Annotated in this window: 22 protein-coding genes and 1 tRNA gene; 15 read left to right on the forward strand and 8 right to left on the reverse strand. The window is 67.6% G+C overall.

The features are described from left to right. Positions 1–78: 78 nt before the first annotated feature. Positions 79–1,344, reverse strand: a complete 1,266-nt coding sequence (locus ACFQGD_RS24960) for a cation:proton antiporter (RefSeq protein WP_345395224.1) — start codon at positions 1,342–1,344, stop codon at positions 79–81. Between the two features lie 137 nt (positions 1,345–1,481). On the opposite strand from ACFQGD_RS24960, the gene ACFQGD_RS24965 reads away from it, so the two are divergent. The 4 genes from ACFQGD_RS24965 (at position 1,482) to ACFQGD_RS24980 (ending at position 4,634) form a co-directional block, all read left to right on the forward strand. Beyond that, positions 1,482–2,423, forward strand: a complete 942-nt coding sequence (locus tag ACFQGD_RS24965) for a DUF3048 domain-containing protein (protein WP_345395221.1) — start codon at positions 1,482–1,484, stop codon at positions 2,421–2,423. A 41-nt stretch (positions 2,424–2,464) separates the two neighbouring features. Continuing rightward, complete coding sequence (locus tag ACFQGD_RS24970; protein ID WP_345395218.1) at positions 2,465–3,010, forward strand: YceI family protein; 546 nt, start codon at positions 2,465–2,467, stop codon at positions 3,008–3,010. A gap of 118 nt (positions 3,011–3,128) precedes the next feature. Further along, a complete protein-coding gene (locus ACFQGD_RS24975) occupies positions 3,129–3,755 on the forward strand; it encodes a redoxin domain-containing protein (RefSeq protein WP_345395215.1) in 627 nt (208 codons plus the stop codon). 21 nt (positions 3,756–3,776) lie between these two features. Beyond that, positions 3,777–4,634, forward strand: a complete 858-nt coding sequence (locus ACFQGD_RS24980; RefSeq protein WP_345395212.1) for a cytochrome c biogenesis CcdA family protein — start codon at positions 3,777–3,779, stop codon at positions 4,632–4,634. Positions 4,635–4,664: 30 nt separating this feature from the next. On the opposite strand, the gene ACFQGD_RS24985 is transcribed toward ACFQGD_RS24980, so the two are convergent. After that, the gene (locus ACFQGD_RS24985) at positions 4,665–5,552 is read right to left on the reverse strand and encodes an SDR family NAD(P)-dependent oxidoreductase (RefSeq protein ID WP_345395209.1); all 888 of its coding nucleotides are present in this window, start codon (positions 5,550–5,552) and stop codon (positions 4,665–4,667) included. Positions 5,553–5,888: 336 nt separating this feature from the next. Between ACFQGD_RS24985 and ACFQGD_RS24990 the strand changes: the two genes are divergently transcribed. The 4 genes from ACFQGD_RS24990 (at position 5,889) to ACFQGD_RS25005 (ending at position 11,506) form a co-directional block, all read left to right on the forward strand. Then, complete coding sequence (locus ACFQGD_RS24990; protein ID WP_345395206.1) at positions 5,889–7,151, forward strand: MFS transporter; 1,263 nt, start codon at positions 5,889–5,891, stop codon at positions 7,149–7,151. 375 nt (positions 7,152–7,526) lie between these two features. Beyond that, on the forward strand, positions 7,527–8,969 hold the full coding sequence (locus tag ACFQGD_RS24995) for a sensor domain-containing diguanylate cyclase (protein WP_345395203.1): 1,443 nt from the start codon (positions 7,527–7,529) through the stop codon (positions 8,967–8,969). Positions 8,970–9,392: 423 nt separating this feature from the next. Continuing rightward, positions 9,393–10,883 (forward strand): LCP family protein, encoded by a 1,491-nt coding sequence (locus tag ACFQGD_RS25000; RefSeq protein ID WP_345395200.1) that lies wholly within the window; start codon positions 9,393–9,395, stop codon positions 10,881–10,883. Positions 10,884–11,020: 137 nt separating this feature from the next. Then, positions 11,021–11,506, forward strand: a complete 486-nt coding sequence (locus ACFQGD_RS25005; RefSeq protein ID WP_345395197.1) for a helix-turn-helix domain-containing protein — start codon at positions 11,021–11,023, stop codon at positions 11,504–11,506. Here ACFQGD_RS25005 and ACFQGD_RS25010 read toward each other — a convergent pair. Further along, positions 11,464–12,978 carry a flavin-containing monooxygenase gene (locus ACFQGD_RS25010; RefSeq protein WP_345395194.1) on the reverse strand — a complete coding sequence of 505 codons (1,515 nt, stop codon included), beginning with the start codon at positions 12,976–12,978 and terminating at the stop codon, positions 11,464–11,466. The two genes, ACFQGD_RS25005 and ACFQGD_RS25010, sit on opposite strands and share 43 nt — an antisense overlap. Before the next feature lie 134 nt (positions 12,979–13,112). On the opposite strand from ACFQGD_RS25010, the gene ACFQGD_RS25015 reads away from it, so the two are divergent. Then, a complete protein-coding gene (locus ACFQGD_RS25015) occupies positions 13,113–13,712 on the forward strand; it encodes a TetR/AcrR family transcriptional regulator (RefSeq protein WP_345395467.1) in 600 nt (199 codons plus the stop codon). Positions 13,713–13,914: 202 nt separating this feature from the next. Then, positions 13,915–14,358, forward strand: coding sequence for a hypothetical protein (locus ACFQGD_RS25020; protein WP_345395191.1), 444 nt, complete (start codon positions 13,915–13,917; stop codon positions 14,356–14,358). Positions 14,359–14,557: 199 nt separating this feature from the next. Here the strand turns inward: ACFQGD_RS25020 and ACFQGD_RS25025 are convergent, their stop codons facing one another. Next, positions 14,558–14,779 (reverse strand): DUF3618 domain-containing protein, encoded by a 222-nt coding sequence (locus ACFQGD_RS25025; protein ID WP_345395188.1) that lies wholly within the window; start codon positions 14,777–14,779, stop codon positions 14,558–14,560. 153 nt (positions 14,780–14,932) lie between these two features. Between ACFQGD_RS25025 and ACFQGD_RS25030 the strand changes: the two genes are divergently transcribed. After that, a tRNA-Leu gene (locus ACFQGD_RS25030) sits at positions 14,933–15,009 on the forward strand. Positions 15,010–15,115: 106 nt separating this feature from the next. Here the strand turns inward: ACFQGD_RS25030 and ACFQGD_RS25035 are convergent. Together ACFQGD_RS25035 and ACFQGD_RS25040 are read right to left on the reverse strand one after the other, a co-directional pair. Then, positions 15,116–19,036, reverse strand: a complete 3,921-nt coding sequence (locus ACFQGD_RS25035) for a WD40 repeat domain-containing protein (protein WP_345395185.1) — start codon at positions 19,034–19,036, stop codon at positions 15,116–15,118. 218 nt (positions 19,037–19,254) lie between these two features. Further along, a complete protein-coding gene (locus ACFQGD_RS25040; RefSeq protein WP_345395180.1) occupies positions 19,255–22,038 on the reverse strand; it encodes a VanW family protein in 2,784 nt (927 codons plus the stop codon). 474 nt (positions 22,039–22,512) lie between these two features. Between ACFQGD_RS25040 and ACFQGD_RS25045 the strand changes: the two genes are divergently transcribed. The 4 genes from ACFQGD_RS25045 (at position 22,513) to bcp (ending at position 25,045) form a co-directional block, all read left to right on the forward strand. Further along, the gene (locus tag ACFQGD_RS25045) at positions 22,513–23,313 is read left to right on the forward strand and encodes an SGNH/GDSL hydrolase family protein (RefSeq protein ID WP_345395177.1); all 801 of its coding nucleotides are present in this window, start codon (positions 22,513–22,515) and stop codon (positions 23,311–23,313) included. A gap of 256 nt (positions 23,314–23,569) precedes the next feature. Next, the gene (locus ACFQGD_RS25050; protein WP_345395174.1) at positions 23,570–23,752 is read left to right on the forward strand and encodes a hypothetical protein; all 183 of its coding nucleotides are present in this window, start codon (positions 23,570–23,572) and stop codon (positions 23,750–23,752) included. A gap of 257 nt (positions 23,753–24,009) precedes the next feature. Continuing rightward, on the forward strand, positions 24,010–24,552 hold the full coding sequence (locus ACFQGD_RS25055; protein ID WP_345395171.1) for a hypothetical protein: 543 nt from the start codon (positions 24,010–24,012) through the stop codon (positions 24,550–24,552). Between the two features lie 16 nt (positions 24,553–24,568). Next, complete coding sequence (gene bcp / locus ACFQGD_RS25060; protein WP_345395168.1) at positions 24,569–25,045, forward strand: thioredoxin-dependent thiol peroxidase; 477 nt, start codon at positions 24,569–24,571, stop codon at positions 25,043–25,045. A 38-nt stretch (positions 25,046–25,083) separates the two neighbouring features. Here the strand turns inward: bcp and rdgB are convergent, their stop codons facing one another. Both rdgB and rph read right to left on the reverse strand, forming a co-directional pair. Beyond that, on the reverse strand, positions 25,084–25,692 hold the full coding sequence (rdgB, locus tag ACFQGD_RS25065) for an RdgB/HAM1 family non-canonical purine NTP pyrophosphatase (protein WP_345395165.1): 609 nt from the start codon (positions 25,690–25,692) through the stop codon (positions 25,084–25,086). Then, on the reverse strand, positions 25,689–26,495 hold the full coding sequence (rph, locus tag ACFQGD_RS25070; protein ID WP_345395162.1) for a ribonuclease PH: 807 nt from the start codon (positions 26,493–26,495) through the stop codon (positions 25,689–25,691). The genes rdgB and rph overlap by 4 nt, the downstream gene beginning before the upstream one ends. Between the last annotated feature and the right edge of the window lie 43 nt (positions 26,496–26,538).

The raw sequence follows: 26,538 nt of genomic DNA on the forward strand, positions 1-26,538 counted from the left end.
TGTCATGCACGTGCCATTCGACGTCGAGAGTGCAGGACACAACGTCCGGAATGCAGGACACAACGCATCGCGGCGTACTCAGCGTTCGGTGTGTTGGTAGCGGACGTAGTGCTGGGTGACGTCGACGTGCTCCGGGGCGCCCGCGGCGAGCCGAGCGGCTCTGCGGCCGTAACCGCGCGACCACGGCGCGGCGGTGACACCGTGCGTGACGACGCTGAGCAGCACGGTCACGCTCGTGATCAGCAGCACCTGGTCCGCGACCGCGACGCCGGCACGCTCGACGACCAGCAGCGCGAACAGGATGGACGCGAGCCCCCTCGGCCCGAACCAGCCTAGGAAGGCCACGGTCTCCCACCGCACCTTGCTGCCCACCATGGCGACGGTGACCGCGAGCCCACGAACCAGCACGAGACTGCCCACGGCGTAGCCGACCACCGGCCAGGTGACGTCGTCCAAGCGGGGACCGAGGATGACCGCACCGAACATGGTGAACGTCAGCATCGATAACAGCTCACCTTCACGCTCGGCGAACTCGTGCACGTACGGGCATTGCTCCCGCGCGACCGCACCGAAACACAGCCCAGCGGCGAACGCGGCGATGAACCCGTTACCGGTGGCCAGCTCCGCCAGGCCGTAGGCGAGCGCCGCGATCGCCACCACGATCAACCGCCGATACGTCGCGTTGATCCAGCCAGCGGCGTCGATACGGCGGAGCAGCCACCCGCCCGCGAACCCGACGACGAGCCCCGCGAACAGGCCAAAACCAATCTGTCGCGCCGCGAAACCGACCCACCATGATGCGGACTCGATACCCTCCTCCGCCGAGGCCACGACGGAGACCAGCAGCATCACCACGGGCAGCGCGATGCCGTCGTTGAGCCCGCTCTCGACGTTGATGCTCTGGCGGATGCGCACCGGCAACCTCCTGTCGGAGACCACCGCCGCACCGAGGGCGGCGTCAGTCGGCACGAGCACGGCGGCGACCAGCGCGGCCTCCCACCAGCCGATCCCTGGAAACACCAGCGCCGCGAGCAGCGTACCGAGTCCCAGCGCCAGCGGCATCCCGACCGCGAGCAGCCGCAAGGGAAAGTGGTACTCCGCCCGGAGCAGCGGCAGCTCGATCCGCACCGCGTCGGAGAACAGCACCAGCACGAGGGTGGCTTCGGCGAGGATACGGAGCGCGGTCGTGTCCACGGTCCCGGTGAGCACACCAAGTCCGCCCGCGCCGAGCAGCAGTCCGGCCGCGACGAACGCCATCGGCGGGGTCAGCGACGTTCCCTGCGCCTTACCGGAAATCAGGCCGAAGCCGAGCACAACCGCGGCAAGCACAACCAGATCGATCACGATCCGAGACTAAGTCGTCATCCGACCGTGTGCTCTCCAGCAACGCCCAGGTCACGCCTCCGCCACGACCACCCCATTCCGGTTGACCGTGCCCTTACCGGGAGGATCATGGACACTGATCCGTCCACGATGGAGTGATGATGAACCGACGTGCACGAGGGTGGCTGATCGCGGTCGCGATCGCGGTCGCGGTCGCGCTGGTGGCGGCCATGATCTGGTACGTCATGCAACTCTCGGAACCGAGCCCTGAGCAGGCGCGCGACGACACGCTGCCGAGCGAGTCCGTGCTCGCCGTCAAGATCGACAATGTGGCGGCGGCCCGGCCGCAGACCGGCCTCGACGCGGCCGAGGCCATCTACGTCACGCCGGTCGAAGGCGGGCTCACCCGCCTGCTCGCGATATACACCGGCGAACTGCCCGACGCGATCGGGCCGGTGCGCAGCGCACGGGAGTCGGACATCGAGCTCCTCGCCCAATACGGTTACCCCACATTCGCCTATTCCGGTGCCGCCCCCGACGTACTCACCGAACTCGCTGACGCCCCGCTGGTTCCCGCGTCCCCGAGCAGGAGCGGGGGCTACTACCGAGAAACGGAACGCGAGTCGCCCCACAATCTGTACGTCGACCCCGCGGCGCTGCCATCGCCCGACGCGCCGCCGGAGCAGACCGTGCTGCAGCGCGGCGACGCCCCGGCGGGCGGCATCGTCGCGGCGAGCCATACCACGAGCTACGGCAACGCGACATTCGAGTTCTCCTGGTCAGCGCGCGAGGGATGGGTGATCTCGATGGATGGCTCACCGATCAGCACTACCGAGGGCGACGGACTGAGCGCGGGCACCGTGATCGAGCAACACGTCGAGATCAGCGACCAGGGCCCGGCGGACGCCACTGGAAACCGCGCGCCCACGTATCGCACCGTGGGAACCGGCGACGCGACGGTGCTACGCAACGGCAGGCGGTTCGACGCGCAATGGTCGCGGCCCGCGCCCGAGGCGCCAACCCGCTTCACGACCTCGGACGGTACTCCCCTGCCGATGGAACAGGGCCAGGTGTGGATCCTGCTCGTCCCGAGCTCGTGACACGCCCGGTGGTCCGGCGCCGTGGTGCGTAGCCTGAAGCCATGACGCCGCCCACCGGCCACTTCACGCTCGGCCCGCCCTCCGCGCGACTCCTCGTGATGACCAGTCGTACCGGGCTCGGCGCACGGGCGGGACATGACTTGACCATCGAGGTCACCCGATGGTCTGCGCGGATCAGCGTGCCGGAACCCGATGTGACGACGTCGTCGGTGAGTGTCGAGGCCGACACCGACTCGTTCGAGGTCCGCGAGGGCGCGGGCGGCGTGCTGCCGCTTTCGGACTCCGACCGGGCCGAGATCGAGCGCACCATCCGCGACAAGATCCTCTTCCCGGATCGCTACCCCACCATCACGTTCACCTCGACGGCGGTACGCGCCGAGGGTGACGAGATCGAGGTCGACGGCGACCTCACCGTCATGGGCGTCACGCATCCGCTGACCGCGCGAGCCAGGCTCGATGACGGCACGGTGCATGGCAGGGCCGCCGTCACGCAGACGACGTGGGGCATCAAACCGTACTCGGCGTTCTTCGGCGCGCTGCGGCTCGCCGACGAAGTGGCCGTGGAGATAGAAGGCACGCTCGGCTGAGCTCGGCCTTACCGAACGGTTACGGACCTCGCCACGTCCAGGGCCTCGATGCGGTGCGCGACTACGCTGGCCGCATACGTTGTCCGCGCCATTGCCGCATGTCCACGGAGGTCACCTCATGAACGCCAGTGCCCGCACGATAGGGCAGGTCCTGCTCGCCGCCGCGTTGCTGCTGGTGAGCGCGTGCGGCTCCGGTGCGGGGGACACGACGTCGGGAACGGGGGACACGACGTCGAGAGCGGGGGACACGACGTCGGCAACAGGGGACACGACGTCGAGAGCGGGGGACACGAGCGCAACGGGTAAGGACACGGCCGACAAGCAAGCCAAGTCTCCCGCTCCGGAAGAGCTCCGATTCACCGCGCGGACGCTGGACGGCGCCACGTTCAACGGGACGTCGCTGGCCGGCGAGCCCGCCGTGCTGTGGTTCTGGGCGCCATGGTGCCCGAACTGCCAGCGTGAGGCCCCTACGATCGCCGACGCCGAGGACAAGCACGGCGAGCAGGTCACGTTCGTCGGCGTCGCCGCACGAGACGAGGTGTCCGCGATGAAGGACTTCGCCACCAAGTACGGCATCGACGACTTCACCAACCTCAACGACGCGAACGCCGCCGTGTGGGCCCGGTTCGGCGTCACCTACCAACCCGCGTTCGCTTTTATCGGCGCGGACGGCTCGGTCGACGTCGTCAAGGGCTCGCTGTCGGCGGCGGACCTCGACGCCCGGCTGTCCGCGATGGCGGGCTGACCAACGATCGCCGACTGACTGATGGACACCGCAACGCTCGGGTTCGCGCTGAGCGCCGGGCTCGTCGCCGCCGTCAACCCGTGCGGGTTCGCGATGCTGCCCGCGTATCTGGCGTTGGTGGTGCTCGGCGAGGGCACCGAACGCGGTCAGGCGACGGCGATGGCGCGGGCCCTGGCGGCCACGGCGGCGATGACGTTCGGCTTCCTGCTGGTGTTCGGCACCTTCGGGCTGGTGGTCGCGCCGCTGGCCAGCCAGGTGCAGCAGTACCTGCCGGCCGTCACCGTGGTGATCGGAGCCGCGCTGATCGGCCTCGGCGTGTGGCTGGTCAGCGGCAGGGAGCTGACCGTACTGCTACCGAAGTTCGCCAGTGGCGCACCGACCGCGCGACTCGGCTCGATGCTCGGCTACGGCGTCGCGTACGCGATCGCGTCGCTGTCCTGCACCATCGGCCCGTTCCTCGCGGTCACCGGGACGACGTTCCAGAGCGGTTCCGCGCTGCTCGGCGTGCTGGCCTTCCTGGCATACGGCACTGGTATGGCGCTCGTCGTCGGTGTACTCGCGATCGCGGTGGCGGTGGCAGGCGCGAGCGCGGTCACCCGGATGCGGCGGGTGCTGCCATATATCAACCGGGTCAGCGGTGCGCTGCTGATCGTCGTCGGCGGTTATGTCGGCTACTACGGCTTCTACGAGCTGCGGTTGTTCCACGGCGACGCCGACCCGAGCGACCCGGTGGTCGACGCGGCGGGCGCGATCCAGCAGACATTGGTCCGCTGGGTGGACACCATCGGTCCGCTGCCGCTGCTCGCGGCGCTCGCGGGGCTGATCGGCCTCGCGGTGCTGCTCGGCTACCTACGCTCCCGCCGACGCGCACGGACGTGACGATCGCGATCGGTATGGGGCCGTAGCCGCTCACGCGCTCCGCAGTGGCTCCACCCACTTCCGCAGCCGTGGCGGCACCCGCTTCTCCAGCCCATACGGCTCGAGGTGCGCACCAAAGACCTCATCGAACGCGCGCCGGACGCTGTCGACGTCCCATCGCTCGCGTTCCAGGATCGGCTCCTTGAGGTACGGCTGCCCAACGATGTGCAGTTGCGAACCATTGCAGCGCACGAGCTGTCCAGTCACCCCGTCCGCGTCGTCGCTGAGCAAATACGTGACGAGCGGCGCGACCCGATCCGGGGTGCGGTCCGGCTCGCAGGCGCGCTTCGACCGCTCCGACTTGAGAACCATGCGGGTGTAGGCCAGCGGGCACACCGCGTTGACCCTGATGCCGACGGCTTCCATATCAAGGGCCCAGGAGTAGGTCAGCGAGGCGACCGCGCCCTTGCTCGCGGCATACGTCGCCAGGTTGCGCTGCCCGAGCGATGCTCCCGACGCGATGTTGACGATCGATCCGCCGTCTCGGTCGACCATCGCCCGCGCGGCCGCCCCGCCGACGTACATCACGCCCAGCACATTGACCTCGACAAGTTCCCGGATCAGCTCGGGATCGTCCTGCCAGGACACGGCTTCGTAGTTGAGGCCAGCGTTGTTGACGAGTCCGTCGATGGCGCCGAACTCCCGCAGACAGGTCGCGATGATCTCCTCGGCCCGCACCGGGTCGGCGACCGTGTGCCCGCTGACGACTGCCCTGCCACCTCTGTCGGCGATCTCCGTCGCGGTGCGTTCCGCGTACGCGACGTCGACGTCGTTGACGACTACAGCGGCGCCAGCGGCGGCGGCGTGGGTCGCGAAGGCCGCACCCAGTCCACGACCCGCGCCGGTAACGACTATCGCCTTGCCTTCGAGCGTGTTCATGTCACCCACTCCCCGTAGCAGCCGCGCCTCGACCACGCCTTGTGGTGGTGCGGCTCTACCCAGTGTGTGTCCGGTGCCGGCCAGCGGGCGTCCCTCATCGGTGAACGGTCTAGTCAATGCGTCGAATGAGTGACCGCTGATTAGTGCAGTGTAACCAGCGATCCGATCACCCTATCGAAACCGCTGACAGTGCGTATTCGCACTAGTACGATCTGACACAGGGCTTACGAATCGGGTAACGCGGTGGTCGGGGGCCGTGTGGTCACGCCATAGCATGACGTCACCGCGCCGAGGGGGCACGAACTCAGCGAGTCATCGAGGACGGGCAACGCAACGGTGCAGAAGAAATCATCGGAGTCACCGGCCACACCGACGTCGTCGAGCGAGCGGAACCGGAGCATACCCCGAATCACCGACGTTGTCGCCAACATCGAGTTTCGTGGCCTCTGGTTAGCGGAAGCACTGTCCATCGCCGGTGACCAGCTCGCCAAGGTCGCCCTGGCGATCATGGTCTACGACCGCACCGATTCGGCGCTCTGGGCCGCGCTCGTCTACGCGATGACCTTCCTGCCCGCGCTCGCCGGAGGTCTCGGGCTTGCCCAGCTCGCGGACCGATTCCCACGACGCACGCTGCTGGTCGGCGCGGCGCTGGTGCAGGCGGGTCTGGTGGCGGCGATGACGCTGCCCGGCATGCCGCTCGTGCTGCTGTGCGCGCTCGTCTTCCTCGTCTCGCTGGTGTCGGCCCCAGCCAACGCGGCACAGAACGCGAGCGCGCGCGAGGCGTTCGACGACGACGCGTTCTATCTCCGCAGCCAGGACCTGCGCGGCATCACAATGAACCTGATGATGCTGCTCGGCCTCGCCGGTGGCGGCATGCTCGTGACGCTGATCGGCACAAGGGCGGCACTCGCCATCGACGCCGCGACCTTCGTGATCGCCGCGTGGCTGCTCTACACCCACGTCCAGTGGAGACCGGGCGCGGGAGGACAGGAGCACGGCTGGTTCGACGGCGCTCGACTCATGGCGTCCGACCGCAAACTTCGTGTGCTGCTCGGTCTCGCCCTGCTCGTCGGACTCACGGTCGTGCCAGAAGGCCTCGCGGCACCACTCGCCGACCAGCTCGGCGCCCCCGACCACGCGGTCGGCTTGCTGCTCGCCGCCGATCCACTTGGCTTCGTCATCGGCACGTTCGTGCTCTCTCACTACGTTCCTGCGCACGTACGGCTACGGCTCATCGGCCCGCTCGCCATCGCGTCCTGTGCCGTGCTGATCGCGTTCGTCACACAGCCGTCGATGCCTTTCGCCCTCGCTCTGCTCGCGTTGTCAGGAGCGACTGGGGCCTACATCATCACCGTGATCGCGACCGTCAACACCTCGGTACCCAATGATGTGCGAGGGTCCGTGATCGGCTTCGGCAACGCGAGCCTCCGTGTCGTACAGGGACTCGGCGTAGCGCTCGGCGGTGCCGTCGCGGAAGGGCTCGGCTCCGCATCGCATACCGTCGCCGCCGCGGGGGCGCTCGGTCTTGTACTGGCGGTGCTGCTCGCGGTCAGCTGGTGGCAGCTCAGCAAGACACCTAGGCACGAGCCGGCGCCATGACACTGGCGAACTACACCGCCCTGATGGTCGTCACCACGCACGGTCGGACATCAGAAACACCTCCTGGAAAAGGATTGCCGACTATCATGAATTCTTTTACCAAGCCCGGTCAGACATTCCATTCCTCCTAGTCACGACGAGAACTGCGGTCCATGGCATGCGGTCACCATGCGCGATCCGACATCAGGGATCACCTCCTCCGCCAGGTCGACACGTCGACAGGCCGGGACGAACGTCGTTTCTCCACGCACACCCGCCAACGTGTGAACATCATAGGATTCACTCGATGGGTACAGATACCCTTGCGGTCCCAACAGTCGAATGGCCACTAGGGCAAGACCGTATGAACACGCCGCACGAGACGTTAGGCGCCGCATGACAGAGCGGGTGGCGCCGCACGGCAGCGGCACGGCACCTCCAGGATCGGAACACCGCGCCGCACGGGAAAAGCGCGGTGTCAGGGAATCCGCGAGCGCCGCCATCAAAGCCACCCACCCACGGAACTGGGAACTGTGGACACTGAGGCCACGGGTACTCGTTTTCCTCGCGGTGTGGGAACCACTAACCCTGGCGCTGGTGATCTGGGGAATCGCCATCTCGGAACCGGCGACCGCGACCGACTGGTTGCGTTTCGCGAGTCTCGCCGCCTGCGCGACGGCACACATCCAGCTCACCCGCAGGCAAGAGGAGCGGAGGCGAAGTCGCCTGGCGAGGGTCTTCATCGACCTCACCGGGATCTGGATCTTTCCAGCCGCGCTTTTGTTGCCAATGGGTATCACGGTACTGCTCATGGTTCTCGTTGGCGCGCAACGGTGGTTCAACTGGCGTCGCCCGCCGCACCGATTCCTGTTCACGTCCTTCACGACGGCGGCCGCCGCCGCGGTCGCACACTGGCTGTTTCGCGCGCTCGATCCGACGGCACTCACCGCGTTGAGCGATCAGAATTCGGCTGTTGAGTTTGGATACCTCGCCATCGCCGGGTTCGTGTACGCGGCCATCCAGGCGCTCGCTGTCGCCGCCGTGTTGGCACTGAGCAGTTACACGCGACCGACGATGCGGACGATGTTCGGCTCCATGACCGACAACCTCCTCGACGTGGGAACCATCGGCGTCGGGGCCATCAACGCGGTCCTGCTGGTGTATCTCCCGCCGGCGATCGTCGTACTGGTGCTGGTGAGCGTGCTCGGAAACCGGCTAGCGGAAATCAGTCAGCTGCAAGACGACGCCCGGACCGACGCGAAGACCGGGTTACTGAACATGCGCGGCTGGTCGGAGTCCGCGGCCAGAGCGTTCGATCGGACGCGGCGATCGGATGGTCACCTGGCACTGCTCATGATCGACCTCGACCACTTCAAATGGATCAATGACACCTACGGTCATCCCGCCGGCGACGAGGTCATCCTCACGGTAGGCAGGCTGCTTCAGAAAATCGTGCGACCTGCCGACGTCGTCGGCAGGTTCGGTGGCGAGGAGTTCGTCGTGCTCCTGCTCGACACCCACTCGCCTGCGGCACACCGCGCGGCCGAACGCGTCCGCAGCGCGATCGCGGAGCTGGAGATCAGGACGACCGGGCGACGTGGTGCGGCCACGACCATCACGAACCGCACGACGTCGATCGGGGTCGCCGTCTATCCCGACCACGGAAGCACCTTGGACGGGTTGCTGCATGCCGCGGACGCGGCGGTGTACGAGGCGAAGGAAACCGGCCGCAACCAGGTACGATTCGCTGTCACACCGCCTCGTTCCGAGGGTGGCGACCACGCCAAGGACCGTGTGAATGGTGCCAGTTCGCCTCCCGCTGACCGCATCGCCGAGTAGGTCCGAAACGCCGTTGTCCTCGGGACGAGCAGGGGGAGCACAACACCGACTTCACTCCAACGCCGTAATCTGTGCCCGACGGCCGGGGGCGGATCGTGAATCTCCTACGCTTCGGAGGCAACCTGGCCGGGCGTGACCGGCGTCATCTCCATCGAGTCGCCGGTCGCGCGCACGGGCAGGTGGAGCGAAGGGAGAAGTGGCGTGGAGCAACGGCCACGGTCTGGCGACGGTCGGCCTGAGCCTGACCGTGCGTCGCGATCCGGCCGCTCCACCCCTCCGCCACCGCATCCACAGCGACCACGTCGTCAGCCACCGCCGCGTGCGGCCACGCGGTCGAGCGCGCGCGGTCGGCCCACGGGCGCGAGCCGTCCCCCACGCCATGGCGACCGGCCGCCGCAAGGCGCCCGCGACCGTCCCTCGCGGTTGGACGGGCGCAACGTGCCGTTACTGGCGACCAAGGTGGCGCTGTCGCTGGTTTCGCTGCTTGTCATCAGCCTCACCGGCTACTCCTGGGCCGCCGTCGAGGGTTTCCTTGATGGCGTCGTCTCGGTCGACGTCCTCAGTGAGGGCGCTGGTGGCGACAGACCGGCGGACGGTTCCCGTGACATCCTGCTGGTGGGGATGGATTCCAGGACGGACGCGAAAGGTAATCCGCTACCCCGGGATCTGCTGCGCAAACTCAACGCGGGCAACCCGGATGGCGTACTGAACACCGACACGCTGATCCTGCTGCACATCCCGAATGACGGCAGCAAAGCCGTCGCGATCTCGATGCCGCGGGACTCCTATGTCGAGATCCCCGGCTACGGACAGCACAAGATCAACTCCGCCTACGGCCGCGGCAAGGCCACCAAAACGCAGGAGCTGCGGGAAGCGGGCGTCACCGACCCCACCGAACTCGAAATGCGGTCGAACGAGGCCGGCGCGGAGACGCTCATCAAGACGGTCGAGACGCTGACCGGCCGCACCATCGACAACTACGCCTCGGTGAACCTGCTCGGTTTCTACGAGATCACCGAGGCGATCGGCGGCGTCGAGGTATGCCTCAACAACGCCGTGAACGACTCCCTTTCCGGTGCCAACTTCCCCGCGGGCCAGCAGACGGTCTCCGGAATCGAGGCGCTGCAGTTTGTCCGGCAGCGGCACGGTTTACCGAGGGGCGACATCGACAGGGTGGTGCGCCAGCAGGTGTTCATGGCTGGACTGGCCCGCAAGGTCATCTCGGCGGGAACGCTGGCCAACCCGCGGAAGTTCGCCGACCTCAAGGCGGCGATCGAGAAGTCCGTCGTGCTCAACGAGGGCTGGAACATCGTCGACTTCGCCGACCAGATGAGCGATCTCACCGGCGGCCAGATCCAGTTCCACACCATTCCGTTCGGCGACATCGGCCTCGACACGCCCGACGGCTCGGCCGTCGAGGTCGACCCATGGCGGGTTCAGCAGTTCATCGCCGACCTGACCAACGACAACGGGCAGAAGCAGCAGACCACCGAGGACAAGGCCGCCAACGCCAGGACCACCGTCACGGTGCTGAACGCGGCAGGTGTGACGGACATGGCGGGCAACGTCTCGGACCGGCTGACTCAAGCGGGCTTCACCGAGGGCCAGGTCGGCAACGCCGCGCCGAGGGATACCACCCTCGTCCGGCACGCGCCCGGCGAGACCGAGGCCGCGCACCGAGTCGCCACGGCGCTCGAAGGACCCGCGCGGATCGAGGAGGACCCCACCCAGGCGGCGGGCACCGTGACCGTCCTGCTCGGCGCGGACTTCCCACCGCCTGGGCAAGGCGCCGCGACGGCCGGAGGCGGCGCGCAGGCGGGAACGCAAAACGGCACGCGGCCCAAGTCGAGGCAACAGGACCCGCGACCCGCGGACGACGCCATCACCGCCGACGGCGTCACCTGTGTGAACTAACTCGCAGAACTATTCTGGCCACATTCGCGTCAGGATCCGGGACCGGACGGCTTTCACCTTGTGAGGTGGCCATGCGCCTCACCGACGCACCGCTGAACCGGTGCGAGCCACGTGGTTCGAGCTGAGGGATGAGACCAGTGCACCTGGACAGCGAGCACTACCAGCGACTGTTGGGTAATGAGCTGCGCGCGCTGCGCAAGAGCCGCGGCTGGACGCGCAAGCAGTTGAACGCGCGGTTACAGAGCACGATCTCGTTGCAGACGCTTGCCACCTATGAGCACGGCACGCGGCACTGCTCGGTCGTCCGTTTCGCCGAGATCTGCCTCGCGCTCGGCGAGAAGCCCCACGACGTGCTCGCGCGGGTGGACCGGCGACTGTTCACAACGGCCGCGGACGAGATCAGGGTTGATCTCACCAGGATCACCGAGTCAACCGATCCCACCCTGCTACCGCTGCGCCGCTGGGCCGCCGATCGGCTTCGAGAAGCCGATCCAGCCACCGGCGGCGAGATCACGCTGACCACCGCGGCCGTCGAGCGGATGGCCGAGCTCTGCGGCACGACATCGGTCGAACTGCTCGGCTACCTGCGCGACATGACCGGGCGTCTCCCGACCAGCTCGTAGTCGCTGGCGTCAACCTTGCGGGTCTCCAGCCAGTACTTCCAGGTGAACCCGGGCCACAACGTCCGGTTGACGCCCTTGGCGTCGAGGTACCAGCTCGTGCAACCACCGGTGCTCCAGACGCCCTTGGCGAGCTTGTCCTGGATCTCGCGCTGGAACTCCTCCTGCGCGTCGGCCCGCACGCGCAGCGCCCGCGCGCCAGACCGCTCGACGTGGTTGATCGCGTCGATGACGTAACGCGCCTGCGACTCGATCATGAATACCACGGACATGTGGCCCAGCCCGGTATTCGGACCAAGCAGGAAGAACAAGTTGGGAAAGCCCTCGACCGTGATGCCCTTGTGGGTCCGCATGCCTTCTTCCGCCCACTCTGTCGACAGGTCACGGCCGTTCTCGCCGGTGATGTCGAGGTAGTCGAAGGCGTCGGTGACGTGGAAGCCCGTGCCGTAGATGATGCAGTCGACCTCGTGCTCAACACCCGATGTGTCGACGATGCTGTGTTCACGCACCTCAGCGATGCCGTCGGTGACGACGTCGACGTTCTCCCTGGCCAGCGCCGGGTAGTAGTCATTGGCCTGCAGTACCCGCTTGCAGCCCATCCGGTAGTCCGGGGTGAGCTTGGCCCGCAGCTCGGGGTCCTTGATCGCCTTATTGATCTGGCGGCGGCAGACCCGCTCCCCCGCCTTCATGATCGCCGGGTGGCCGTTGAAGCCGATGGCGCGTGACTCGAGGAACCAGTACAGCGCGTTGCGCACCGCGCGCTGCGTGATCGGTGCGCGGCGGAACAGCGCCTTGGCCCAGCGCGGAACCTCGTGGTCGGGCTTCGGCATCACCCACGGCGGCGTGCGCTGGAACAGCGTCAGCCGGTTGACCTCCGGCGCGATCTGCGGGACGAATTGGATCGCGCTGGCACCAGTACCAATGACGGCGACGCGCTTGCCGTGCAGGTCGTAGTCATGGTTCCAGTCGGCGGAGTGGAACTGCTCGCCCTGAAAGGTCTCGATGCCGTTCAGCTTGGGGATGTTCGGGATGTGCAGCGCGCCGACACCGGAGACGAGGTAGGTGGCGACGAACGTCTCGCCGTTGGCGCCGGTGACGGTCCAGGTGGCGTCGGACTCGTTCCAGGTCGCGCCGGTCATCTCGACGCCGAACCGGATGAACTTGCGCAGCCCGTACTTGTCGGCGACGCCCTTCAGGTAGTCGAAGATCTCCGGCTGGCCGGAGAACGCCCGCGACCAGTCCGGGTTCTGCTCGTAGGAGAACGAGTACATGTGCGACTGGATGTCGCAGGCACAACCGGGATACGTGTTGTCACGCCACGTACCGCCGACTTCGTGCGCCTTCTCCAGGATGACGAAGTCGTCGCGGCCGTCCTTGAGCAGTTGGATGGCCATGCCAAGACCAGAGAACCCGGTACCGACGATCACGATCGTCGCCCGTTCTGTGCTGGTCTCCGCTGTTCCGGTGCTGCTCATCGCGCCCCAATCCTTACGTCGGTCGTTCCCCTCACCACTTACCTTACTATCAGTAGGTTACTTCCGGTAGAGTGTGTGATGTGACCGCCATCAACAAGCAATCACCCAGTGGACCACCGGCCCGTCGCAAGCGCATGCCGAGGGCGGAGCGGGAACGACAGATGATCGACGTCGCGGTCACCACCTTCGCCGAGCGCGGCTATGTCGCGACATCGATGGATGACATCGCCGAACGGGTTGGCGTGTCGAAGCCGATGCTGTACGAGTACTTCCACTCGAAAGAGGGGTTGCTGCTCGCCGCGATCCGGGAGGCGCGCACCGCACTGCGGCAGGCAACCGAGCGGGCGGTGACCGGCGCGACCACCGGCAAAGAGGTACTGGAGCGCGGCCTGCTCGCCTACTTCCGGTTCATGGCCGAGCGACAAGACGCCTGGTCACTACTGCGGCACGAGTTGTCGTTCCTCGGCCCGGTGGCCTCCGAGGAGGTAGAGGCCATCCGACAGCAGCAGACTGACTTCAACATGCTGCTGATGCGGGCGCACCTGACCGGCGCGTCCGATGAGGAGGTCGAGGCCGCCGCTGAGATCCTCGTCGGCGCCTGTGAGCGAATGGCGGTCTGGTACGAGCGGCACGACCACGCGACGCCCGAACTAGCCACCCAGTACACGATGAACATCATCTGGAACGGCATGGCGTTCTGGCAGGAATCAGATCGGGGCACACCAGCGGGCTGACCCGCTTCGTGATCCCACTACTAGACATGTCACGCCAATTGTCGTAACGACGCTCGTCCGTTCGGGTCAAATTCGTGGTGCTTTTCGGACTAAGCGGTGACGATCGACGTCAGGAGTCGCACGCAGCAGGGTCACACGGTCACGCTGCGAATCCGGGCATTCGCCTGTGAGGCGCGGTGACCGACGTCCATGAGCGAGAGGGATGAACACGGTGGATCCGATCACGGCAACCTACGCCCACGACGACGCCGACTGGACGATCACGGTATCTGGTCTCGGCAAGGAGCTCACCGATCGCGCGCCCGGCATCATCGCGGCACGCGACCGCGCCGACCAGCTCGTCGAGAAGGTTGCCCCGGAACGCGGCGGCAGGACCGTGGTGCACTTGCTGAACGGCAGCGCGCTCGACTTCACGGCCGCCTACATCGAGGCACGGCTGACGACGCCCGCCACGCAGTCGACGGACTCGGGCTCGACGGACTCGGGTTCGACGGACTCGGCGAGCGCGTCGGGCAAGGACGCGACCGAGGAGACCGCCAAGATGAAGCCCGAGGCCACCGGCGCGAACACGGAGTCATCGGCGGACAGCGCGGACGCCAGCGAGCGAAAGGAACCCGCGGTCGCGACCGCGGCCAGCGCGAGTTGAGGCGAACGACTACAACGACAGCGGCGTCTGACCCGCTTCCTTTTTGAAGTTGATCACGTCTACTCGCGTTATTGTTCGCGAAATCCGACGAACCAGACATTTTCGCGCAACAACGCGAGTAGACGTGATCAACAACACACCACGAGCACGGCGGGAGCCAGCCCACGGCCCGACGTGATAGCACCCCGCAGGAAAAACCTCAGCGCAGCAGCTTGCGGAGCAGCAACAGCACGATCAGCACCACAACGGCGATGACCGGATACTTGACCTTCGGCTCGTCGAAGGTGTTCTTCGCGGTGGTCTTGGCGTCGTCGGCGAGGCGCTTCGGGCTCATGCGAACGCTGAGCTGGTCGATGTTCGACGCCAGCGCGTCTCGGTGCTTCTCGATGTCTCGCTTGATGGCTTCCTGGTCGCGAACCACGGATCCTCCTCCATTCCTGGCGGGGTGACCGGCCAACGCTGCTGCCGCCAGGCCATAACGGTAGATCACGGCGGCGGACGGCCGCGCACAGGCCACGCCGAGAAGGGTCACACCGTCACGCCACGGAGGCAGCGGTTAAGCTCTTAGTCATCGGGGTCCGTAGCCCAATTGGCAGAGGCACACGGTTTAGGTCCGTGCCAGTGTGGGTTCGAGTCCCACCGGACCCACCATGTACGGAGCGCGGCGTCGCGTCGCGAGCTCGATCGCGACCGCGTCGCCTCGCCAGCCGTGTCGTCGGTGCGTCGCCGACGGGCCCGCGCGCTCGCGGTGTGCGATCTAACACGGCGGCGAGTAGGACTGCTGCGGCAGGTACCGTTCCCACGCGGCCGGGGTGAGGACGTCGGCCGACACCGCGCAGACCCGCTCGATGCTGCGCTCGACGTCGTGGCCCCACAACCGGACCGTGCCGTCGCTGCCGCCGGTGACAACGGTGCCCCCATCCGGCGTGAACGCGACCGCATCGACCACACCGTTGTGCCCGGTGAGCGCGACCGACCCGGGTAGCCGCGACACCTCCCACATCCGCACGGTCTTGTCGTAGCCGCCGCTCATCAGCTGCGCACCGTCCGGGCTGAACGCCACCGACGTCACCGCGTCGGTGTGGCCGTACAGCGGCCCGCCCATCGGATGGACATCGGACAGGTCTCGTGTGGTCCACAGCTGGATAGTCTTGTCGCCACTCGCGGTCGCGAGCGCGAAGTCGTTCGGGTGAAACGCGACCGACCATATCGGCCCGGAATGCCCGGTCAGCGGGTCACCACGCAACCGTGGATCACTCGGATCGCTGACGTCCCACAGCCGCGCGGTCTGGTCGAAGCCGCCGGTCGCGAACGTCTCGCCGTCCGCGCTGAACGCCCCAGACGTGATATAGGCCGAGTGCCCGGTCTCGACGTCGGCCAGTTTCCTCGGTCGCGCGGGATTCGAGACATCGTAGAGCCGCAGATCCATGCCGTCGACCACGGCCAGCGTCGTCGCGTCGGGACTGAAGAAGCCCGCAGAGCCTGGCAACGTCGCCACCCGCTTCGGGTGCTCCGGGTCGTCCACCCGCCACAGCCGCACCTTGGTGTCGGTGCTGCCGGTGGCGAGCAGCCCGGCGCGCGAGCTCATGTCGAGCGCGTATACCGTGCCATCGATGCCACGCAGCTCCGGCCCGACCGGCGTGGGCCTGGCGCGATCGCCGATCCGCCACAGCCGCACTGTCCGGTCCGCGCCACCGGTGGCGAGCAGCTTGCCCTGGGGGCCGACGGCGACCGCGCTGACGCCGTCCGGGTGACTGGCCAGCGCACCGCTCGGCAGCGACCACACCCGCGCGACACTGTCGTCGCTGCCGGTGGCCAACCGGGTGCCGTCCGGGCTGAACCCGACGGCGTAGACGATGCCGGACCGCGCCGACAACGGCTCCCCGAACGGCACCGCGTGCGCCGGGTCGGTGACGTTCCACAGCCGCGTCGTGCCGTCCGCGCTGGCGGAGGCCAGTAGTCGCCCATCCGGGCTGAACTTGACCGACCACACCAGGCCCTCGTGCCCGGTCAACGTGTCGTGCTGCCGCGCCCGTGTCGGGTCGGAGACGTCCCACAGCCGCACCGTGGTGTCCTCGACACCCACCGCGAGCGTGTCACCGTCCGGGCTGAACGCCACCGAGTGCACCATGTCCGCCGCGCCGGTCAGTGGCTTGCCGAGTCGCTCAGGCCGTCGTGGGCGGGAGATGTCCCAGAGCCGGACGTCGTGGTCGTCGCTACCGCTGGCGAGCATGGTGCCGTCAGGGCTGAACGCGACCGACCTGACGGCGGCGTCGTGCCCGGTGAGTGTGCTCAGCCGCGATGGTCGCGACGGATCGGAGATGTCCCACAGACCAACCGTGCCGTCGTCGTTGGCGGTCGCGAGGACGTCGCCATCCTGACCGAACGCGAGCAGGTACATCGTGCCGTTCCCTGGCCGCAGCGGTTCCCCGATCCGGGTGGCCGCGGCGGGATCGGAGACGTCCCACAGCCGGATGGTGGCGTCGTCGCCGGTGGTGGCGAGGATGTCCCCACCAGGGCTGAACACCGCCGAGCTCACCCAGCTGTCGTGACCGGTCAGTGGTTCGCCGAGCGGCCGCGCGTGCGCTGGGTCCTCAACGTCCCACAGCCGCACGGTTCGGTCCTCGCTCGCGGTCGCGAGCACCGTGCCGTCCGGGCTGAACGACGTCAGGTACACCGCGCCCTCGTGGCCGCGCAACGGCGTGGCCAGGGGCGACTGCTCGGTGGAAAGCAGTCGCGCCTCGACGCCCTGATGCTGCGGACGCATCCGATGCGCGACCAGGCTGAGCTGGGCGGACAACGACGGGTCCTCGGCAGCGATGCTGTCCGCCTCGGCAACGATCTGCCGAAACTCCGCGTCGTCTCGCTCGTTGACGGCGACGGCCGCCGCACCGGCCGCGATCAGCGCGAACACGCCGACCAGTGAGACGGCGGCTCGTCGCAGCCACCGTTGTCTCCGGTGATGCTGGCTGGACACCCGCACGAACCGCCGAGCGAGGGGCGTCAACCCGACGGTGTCCGACTCGCGCGCGAGCTGCTCTGACGACTCCAGCCGCGAACCGCGATAGAGCAGGGACGGGTCGCGGTCGTGCTCCTCCCACGATGCGGCGTCGGCTTCGAGGCGCTGCCGAGCCAGGTTCTCCGCCCGGTTGTCGTCGATCCAGCCGCGCAGCCTCGGCCACGCGTCCAGCAGCGCTTCGTGGGTAATCTCGACGGACTCGGCATCCAGCGTGACCAGCCGAGCGCGCACCAACACCTCAAGCGCGCGCTCCCTGGACGGATCGCCGCCGACCAGTTCGGCGCGGGCGGCCCTGCGCCGAACATCGCGGGTCTCGTCGCCAACGCGCACTAGACGGAGCAATATGCGTCGCGCGGCCGCGGCGCCCTCGTCGTCCAACTCGGCCCACGCACGCTCGGCGGTGGCGGCGATCGCACCGTGTATACCGCCCGCGCGCCGGTAACCGGCGACGGTCAGCTTGCCATTGCTGCGATGCTGCCATGTCGCGAGCAACGCGTGCGCGAGCAGCGGTAGTGCGCCCGCCGCGTAGCCGGGCGCCCCGCTGGGACGGTTCCCGCTGCGGCGCAGTGTCGCGCCGAGGTCGGCCAGCATCAGCTCGACCAACCCCGACTCCCACTGCAGACCGACGGTCTTCGCGGGCCGCACGACGGCGTCGCGCAGCTCGCTCTCGCTCATCGCGCCCAGCGCGAGCTGCCGTCGCTGCATCGCCTCGACGAGCTCCGGGAAGCCGAGGCAGTGGTGATAGAAGTCGGCCCGGACACCGAGCACGACGACGTATTGGACAGGCGCGTCGCCAGCCGGCGTACACAGGGAGTGCAGCCGCCGCACGAACTCACTCCGGACGTCCTCGTCATCGCAGAGTGTGAAGAGCTCCTCGAACTGGTCGACGATGAGGACGCCGCGTGGGGTGGGATCGGTGGACACGGCACCGTCGTCCGCGCCGTCACCGTCGTCCGCGCTCGGTGCGGCATTCTCGAACCCCGTGAGTTGGCCGAGTGGGTCGCCACCCGGGGTCAGCGCCGTGATCGGCAGCTCCGACGTCTGCTCCTTCCCCAGCGTGCCCGCGGCCAGGGATGGACCGAGGCCCGCCCGCAGCAGCGACGACTTCCCCACGCCCGACGCACCGACAAGCACCACGAACCCGCCGTCCGCGCTGGCCTGGGCTATGCGCGAGAGCAGATCCGATGCGGCGCGTTCGCGGCCGAAGAACCACTCCGAGTCGGACTGTTGGAAGGCCGCCAGACCCCGGTACGGACACACCGCGTCGCCATCGACCACGGCGTGCCGCGTGCCAGCCTCACCGTCGCCGTCGCTGGTGAGCGGGCTGGCGAGCGCGGCATCCCACCACGAGCGCCAGGTCGCCATGTCGTAAAGGCCAGCGGCAACCGGCTCGGGTCTGCGCCTTCGCGCCTCGCCGATCAGCACCCGCAGTGTGGCGGCGAGCCCCGCGAACCGCGCGGGCACGTTCCTGCCACGCCGCCAGTCGCTGATGCGTTGCGCCGAGACGCGCACCGGACGTCCGTGGTCGTCCACCCCGCGTTCCCGAGCGACCGACTCGGTCACGCGCTTCAACGGCGGGTTGCCCGCCTCGGCGTACAGCAGCGCGAACCGTTCAGCGAAGGCGGCACGGGGGTTTGCGGGCACGTCGGTCTCGGTCACGAACCTTCACTTCCTACGCGGCAGGGTCCTCGCGTCCGGACCGGAAAACCGGCTGCCAGTCGCTCAACTGGGATTTTAGAAACCGGATCCGACGAACGGCTGTACTCCCCCACCGATCGGCGGCATGCTGCTGGTCGGGTCGGAGGGGCCCACAGGGGTCACGCCGCGTTGGGCAGGGCTAGGGGGCCTGCCCAGCGCGGCGACCCGGCTGAGGGGGGTCAGCCGTCGGTGATGAGCCCGCCGGAGTCGTCCGGTTCGCTGCTTGTCGTCGTCGGCTCGGCAGACGTCGAGGGTTCGCTCGGCTCGGTGCTCGGCGAGCCGTTAGCGGGTGGCTCGACTGGCCCGCCGTCCGGTTCCGGCTCGGGGTCCGGTTCCGGCGGCGGGGCGCACCGGATCTCCTCCTGCGGCTGGTAGACGACCGTGCGCGACTCCCGCTTGACGAGCTCACCGTCCATCGTGCGGATGATCCTGGTGTTGGTCGCGCTGTAGCCCGAGACGCCTTCCTGCGGGACGCACTCGGTGCCGTACGGCTTCACCACGACCGGTGCGGCGGTGTAGTTGAACGGGTCGCTGGTGACCGACTTCACCTTGAAGTGCTTGGTACCCCAGAGCTTGACGGTGATACTCGTCGGCGTCCACTTCGTTTGGATCGCGACGCCATTCGGGGTGGTGTTGCGGAACTTCAGGTCGATCACGCTGGAGCCATCGGGGTTCTGGAACACGGTTGCCTCGCGCGCCAGCGGATACCGGCTGATGTATCGACTGTGCTCACGGTGCTCGACGTCTTCCATGCCCGCGAAGTACGCCGCGTTGTAGAGCGTGGTCGCGAACTGCGAGATGCCGCCACCAACGGCGCGAGTCAGCTCACCATTCTCGATGACGGCGGCGGCTACGTAACCTTGCTTGATGCCACGCGGCCCGGTATAGCCGTTGAGGCTGAACGTCTCGTCCGGCCGCACGATCGCACCGTGGACCTCCTTGGCGACGCGCTTGATGTTCACGCCTGAGTCGGGCGCGAAGTTGTGCGTGGTGAACTTACCGATGACTTCCTTGATGCCGAGGCTCTTGAGCTCCTCGGTGGTCAACTCGGCGGGTGTGTGGTGGTAGGCGACGTTCATCTCGCGCTCGTCCGTCGTGGCGGCGGCCTTGAGCAGCGTGTCCGCCGTGGCCTTCCACTCGACCTCAGTTCCGTCGACAGACGGCTTGACCGTGGCCCGCTTCTTCCCGAACTTGATCCGCGCGTCCTTGCCCTTGACCTCGGTCGACGCGAGGCGTTTGCCCATCGTCTCGCGCAGTCGCTTGGGCGGGATCCTCGGGCTGAGGCTGCCGTCGTCATTCGGGGTGAACGTGACGACGGAGGCGATCTCGTCCGGCGTCATCCGCAGTGTGCGACCGCGCGCCTCCAGGGTGATCGGCTCGGACACGGCCGTCCGCGCGAAGCCGTCCATCGCGCGCCGTACACCTTCTGGACTCGCCTTTACCTCAAGTGTCTCGACCGGAAGCGCGATGACCTCGCGATCGACCCAGCCGGTGATAACGTCCTGTACCCCGCGCGCCACGTTCAACCGCTTGCCCGCCTCGGGCTCGACCGGCACCGGCGTCGTCCCGTCGAACTCCACGGTGCCCTCGACCTTGGCGATATCGATCTCCTCGGCGAGGCCGCTGAGTGCGTCCGCGATGGCCGCGTTGTCGCCGTTCGCGACGGCGGTGACCTCACGATCGGTGAACAGCGACAGCACCCGCGTGAACGGGTTGTAGCTGGGCGTGTTCGCGACGTCGACCGTCGCCGCCCAGTCGATCGTCACGTCGGCCGTATCAGGATCGATCTCGACCGACTCGCCGTCGGCCGTCACGGTGCGGGGCTGGTCGAGCCTAGGCGAGAGTCGAAGCCGCAGCGCGGACTCCGCCTCGATCGGCTCCAACCCACCGATCTCGACCCCGGCGACGACGACGTTACGGGGGATCTCGCCCTGCGTGGCGAGTAGATCGATCAGGTAAAGGCCGGTAAGCGCTGCCAGGACGGCAGCGGCGATACCGAGCGTCTTGCGGAGCCGGACGAACAACGACGCCACGGCCGTGCCGGCAACGGCCAGCACGGGCTTGCGAGGCTCGGCTGATGCCGCGGCCTCGGACGTCTCACCGTCGGCCACTTCGCTATCGGCCGCGACATCCTCGGGCGCCACATCCTCGGGCGCGACAGCGGCGATCTGCTCCGTCCGCGGATCAGCGATGACGTCAATCCGCTCCGTCGCGGGGCCAGCGTCGACCGGCTCATGCTGGATTGTCGGCGGCTCGGCGGTGACCGGCTCGTGTCGCGTCGTTTCCTCGGCCGCGCCGGGCGCGCCGTCGGCGGCCTCTTCGGCATCCAGCCCGCGCGCGTCGTCGGTGTCCTCGCCGGTGGCCTCGGTGTCGGCACTGGATGTGTCATCAGCGGTGGCATCGGCGTCACCGATGCCACCCTTGTCATCGTCCTCGCCATCGGCCGCGGCGCTGGCTTCGTCATCGTCCTCAGCGTCACCGTCGGCGTCGCCGCCGTCGGCCGTGTCCTCAGCCGCGCCTGCCGTGGTGTCCTCGTCGGCGGCGTCCGTGGTGTCGTCCGCGCCCGCCGTGTCGTCCGCGCCCGCCGTGGTGCCCGCGGCGTCCGTGGTGCCGTCCGCGTCATCCTTCGGTTCGGTAGCCGACTCGTCGTCGGCGGCGTCCGAGTCCGCGACGCTGGGCTCGTCGGTAGCCACGCCCGCATCGCCGGGCGCGTCGGTGTCCTGGCTTTCGGTCTCGGCCTCAGTAGCAGCGGTCTCGGCATCGGACTCCGCGTCGGACCCCTCCGGGTGCTCACCCTCGGCCGTGTCACCCTCGGCAGCGTCCGCGTCGGCCATCGTGCCCCCAAGTTCGACACACTCAGCGTCTGCTACGTCACCCGTCTGGGGCTCCGCTGGCGGCGACTCGCCATCACGCGCCTGATCCGCTTCCTCAGCTGGCCTCGCGGCGGGGTCACCGTCACTCATCGCGAGTCCCTCACGCATTCACCTCGATTTCAGCGGCAAGGCCCAGAATCATGCCAGATCGCGCCACTCGCTCACTGCGGACCCGCCATCACCAACACCGGGCGTCGTCGTGAGCCACGCACGGCGAAGATCAGCACTACCCCAGCTCAGCTCGCTCACAGCCACGAAGCGGGAGGCCGACGAGCGGAGCCGGCAACAGAACATAGCGCAACAAAACAACGAAGAAAAATTCGTGGAAGAACTGCCCGACCGTCGCCATTCTAGAACTACCAACACGCCCGGTTAACACCCATTACACAACCGAGCGACAAATCACTGGAAGAACCTAGAAAATTGACCCAGTGATACCTACATCAGGCAATCTCACCTAGACCGCTGACACGTTATGACAACTTCGCATCACACATCGTAATGCCCGAATTGTCACCTCCAACCCGAAAGCGTTACCACGCCACCCTTAAGCTGGTCACCACCATGAGTGATCACCGTTACGACAGTTTCGTCGCCATCGGCGACTCCTTCACGGAGGGGATGTCGGACACCCATCCCGCTGGCGGCTACCGGGGCTGGGCGGACCTGCTCGCCACCCGCCTCGCCGAGACACGCCCGCGGCTTCGGTACGCGAACCTCGCGATCCGGGGCAAGGTGGTCGGCCAGATCGCCGAGGACCAAGTACCTTCCGCGGCATCGATGCGCGCCGACCTTGTCAGCTTCGCGGGCGGCGTCAACGACCTCATGCGACCGCGCTGCGACCTGGACGTCGTCTGCGCTGCCGTGGAGGGAGCGGTAGGGCGTCTCGTCGAGACGTCGGGCACGCTGATCTTGTTCCAGCCGATCGACCCGTCCCGGCGGATGCGCGGCAGCGCTCGTCTCGTGCGCCGCCTTCGCCATTTGACCGCGCTGGTATGCGAGTTGGGAGAACGGCATCGTGCGGTCGTCGTCGACCTCGCGTCGGCGCGTGTCTTCGACGACCCCCGCCTGTGGGCGGACGATCGCATCCACCTCAACGGCGAGGGGCACCGCAGGGTCGCGGAGGCCGTCGGCCAGGCGATCGGCCTCCCAGCACGCTTTGACTGGAAAGCACCGCTGCCACCGATGCGGCCCGCGACGCTGGCGGAGCGGCGGCTGGCCGATGCCCGGTGGGCACGCGGCCACTTGCTGCCCTGGATCGGCAGACGCTTGACGGGCCGATCGTCTGGCGACGGGCTCACTCCCAAACGCCCCAGCCTCGCCCCGCTAGATGTGGACATCAGCGGCTCCGGTGACTCCAGGTGAGACACCGCGGCCAACGACGACAACCACAATGAGATAGCGATTACTCCGTTGGCACTACCCACCCCCATGCACGTGCATATTACTTTTCATGTAGGATCGCACGTGCCGGTCGACCCCCAGGGCCGGCATACGCCCCCGGCGCCCCCTCCCCCCTCGGCGCCGGGGGCCCTCTTCTTCATGGCCGTTTCTCCGCGTCGTCCTTCCCGACTCCCGGGCCTTGTCGGCGCTGCTGAGCACTGCGCTACGCTCCCGGGCCATGCGCACGCTGAACCCGTCGCGGTGGGTAACCCGGCTCGCCGACTCCTTCGAAGAGCGTGGCGTATATGTGCCCGGCATCGACGGGGGTCCCGTTCAGCCGTGGCGGGAATTCGGCTGGGCCATCGTCGGCTGGATCTTCACCATAGGCATGTTCGTTCTTTTCTTCGCTCTCGCGACCTGAGTAGCGAGAGCGACACGACGACTTTTCATGTCCCGTCAGAACAATTCCATTCGATTTCGTGAGCGTCGTCACCAAGAACGACCATCGGATTACGGGACGGCCACGGGCGTACACCAGGTCCGACTCAACGTGGCCCCTCGGCTCGCCACCGCGAGCTGTTGCGTCCAGAGTTGTGGCTAGCCGGTTTTTCATACTGGTGCACCCAAAGTCCTGTTACGTCCGTAACAGCCGCCCGCTCACGAGAAGGAGTGACCCCTGTGCGCAGACCCGTGAGGGCTGTGATCGCGTGCGCATTGCTCGCGGGCGTCATCGCCGGAGCCACCGCATGCGAGCAGACCGCGGAAGGGGACGCGGCGGAGGACCCCACCGTGAGCGCTCCGTCGTCCGTCGGTCCAACCCCGGGAACGGGCGAGCAGGCGTTCGGCGACCAATTCACGTTCCTGAACGGCCTCTCGGTCACGGTGTCGAGGCCGAAGTCGTTCACGCCGAGCGAGACGGCCTATCCGGAGGCACCGCGCGCGGTCGCGTTCGAGATCGTCATCAAGAACGGCACCGAGTGGCCGTACCACCTTTCCGACCTCTCGATCACGACGGTGGTCGGCGGCGAGGAAAGGCCCGAGCTGATCGACACGACACAGGGTTACAACGGCATCGTCGACATCAGCGCCGAGGTGCCTGTCTCCCGAAAGACCCGCATGACGTTGGCCTACGCCGCCAACCCGCACACCGACACTGTCCGGATGCGGATCCGCCCCAACCCCGACGCGTCAGCGATGGTGACCTACGTCGGCCACGGGTAACCGATAGTCTTCCCCCGTGACTGAGCAAATCCGACTCCAGGTTGGCGACGCGGCCCCCGACTTCTCGCTGACCAGCAGTGACGGCAAGCAGGTAACCCTTTCCGACTTCCGGGGCACGTCGGTCATCGTCTACTTCTACCCGAAAGCAGCCACGCCCGGCTGCACCAAGCAGGCGTGCGACTTCACCGAGAACCTCACCCTGCTGGGAGACGCGGGTTACGAGGTGCTCGGCATCTCCCCTGACTCGCGGGAGAAGCTGGCCCGGTTCGCCGAGGACGAGAAGCTGCGGATCACGCTGCTGTCCGACCCGGAGAAGAAGGTTCTCACCGAGTGGGGCGCGTTCGGCGAGAAGAAGAACTACGGCAAGGTGGTCCAAGGCGTGATCCGGTCAACCTTCGTCGTGGACCCGGATGGCGCGATCGCCGAGGCCCGCTACAACGTGAAGGCCACCGGCCACGTCGCGAAGCTCATCAAGGACCTCGAGATCGCTTGACGACGCCGCGCGGGGCGGGAGGACCGCCCCGCGCGGCGTCACTCCTCGGTGAGGGCACGCAAGTGCGGTAGCAACGCCCGCAGTGCCCTTCCCCGATGCGATAGCGCGTCCTTCTCCGCCGAGTCCAACTCAGCGGAGGTGCGCCGCTCGCCCTCCGGCACGAAGATCGGGTCGTAACCGAACCCATTCTCACCGCGCGGTTCCCGGGTCAATATGCCTGGCCAGCGACCCCGCACCACGGTCTCCGACCCGTCAGGGGTCACCAGCGCGGCCGCGCACACGAACGCGGCGTCTCTGCGGTCATCGGGGACGTCGGTGAGCTGGTCGAGCACCAGCCGCAGGTTCGCCTCATCGTCACCGTGCCGACCCGCCCAGCGCGCCGAGAGCACGCCAGGCATGTCGTTCAACGCGGCCACGGTGAGTCCCGAGTCGTCCGCGACGGCGGCAAGCCCCGTCGCGGCGACGGCATCGCGCGCCTTGGCCAGCGCGTTGCCCTCGAATGTCGGCTCGGTCTCGGGCGCCTCCTCGAACGGCTCGACGTCGCCGAGGCCGACAACCTCCAGCCCCGCGACGCCCTCGGCGTCCAGAATGCGACGCAGCTCGTCGAGCTTCTTGGCGTTGCGGGTCGCGAGCAGGAGCCTGGTCACTTGCTCGCCTTCGACTTCTTGTCGTTCTTGTCCTTCTTATCGTTCTTCTCGGGCTCCGGCTCGGGCAACTCGCCGGGATACGGCTGCTTCAGCGCCTCAGCTTGCTTCGCACTCAACTCGGCGCAGCCTGCCAGCGCCATGTCGAGCATCGCGTCCATAGTGGAGCGGGTAAACGTCGCGCCCTCAGCGGTGCCCTGCACCTCGATCAGGGTGCCGGAGTCGGTCGCGACGACGTTCATGTCGACCTCGGCGCGCGAATCCTCCTCGTACGGAAGATCAAGCCGCACCCTGCCGTCGACGACGCCGACGCTGATGGCGGACACCCCGCTGGCCAGCGGCTGCGGGTCGGCCAGTCGTCCGGCAGCACCGAGCCAGGTGATCGCGTCCGCTAGCGCGACGTAGCCGCCGGTGATCGCGGCCGTGCGCGTGCCGCCGTCGGCCTGGATGACGTCGCAGTCGATGACGATGGTGTTCTCACCGAGCGCGGCGAGGTCGATGCACGCCCGCAACGACCGGCCGATCAGCCGGGAGATTTCGTGCGTGCGCCCACCGATCTTGCCCTTCACGGACTCGCGGGCGCTGCGCGTATTGGTGCTCGACGGCAGCATCGCGTACTCGGCGGTCACCCAGCCAAGCCCGGAGCCAGTGCGCCAGCGTGGCACGCCCTCGGACACGCTCGCCGCACACAACACCCTGGTGTTGCCGAACTCGATCAACACCGACCCGGCTGGCCACTTCTGAAAGCCCCGGGTGATCCTCACATCGCGGAGCGCGTCGTCGTCCCTACCATCTGCTCTTACCACGGTGCGTCAGCCTACGAGCCCTGCGACGGAGGCACGCCGGGTG

Origin of the sequence: Haloechinothrix salitolerans, from assembly GCF_042662605.1 — a bacterium.
Classification (GTDB): domain Bacteria; phylum Actinomycetota; class Actinomycetes; order Mycobacteriales; family Pseudonocardiaceae; genus Haloechinothrix_A; species Haloechinothrix_A salitolerans.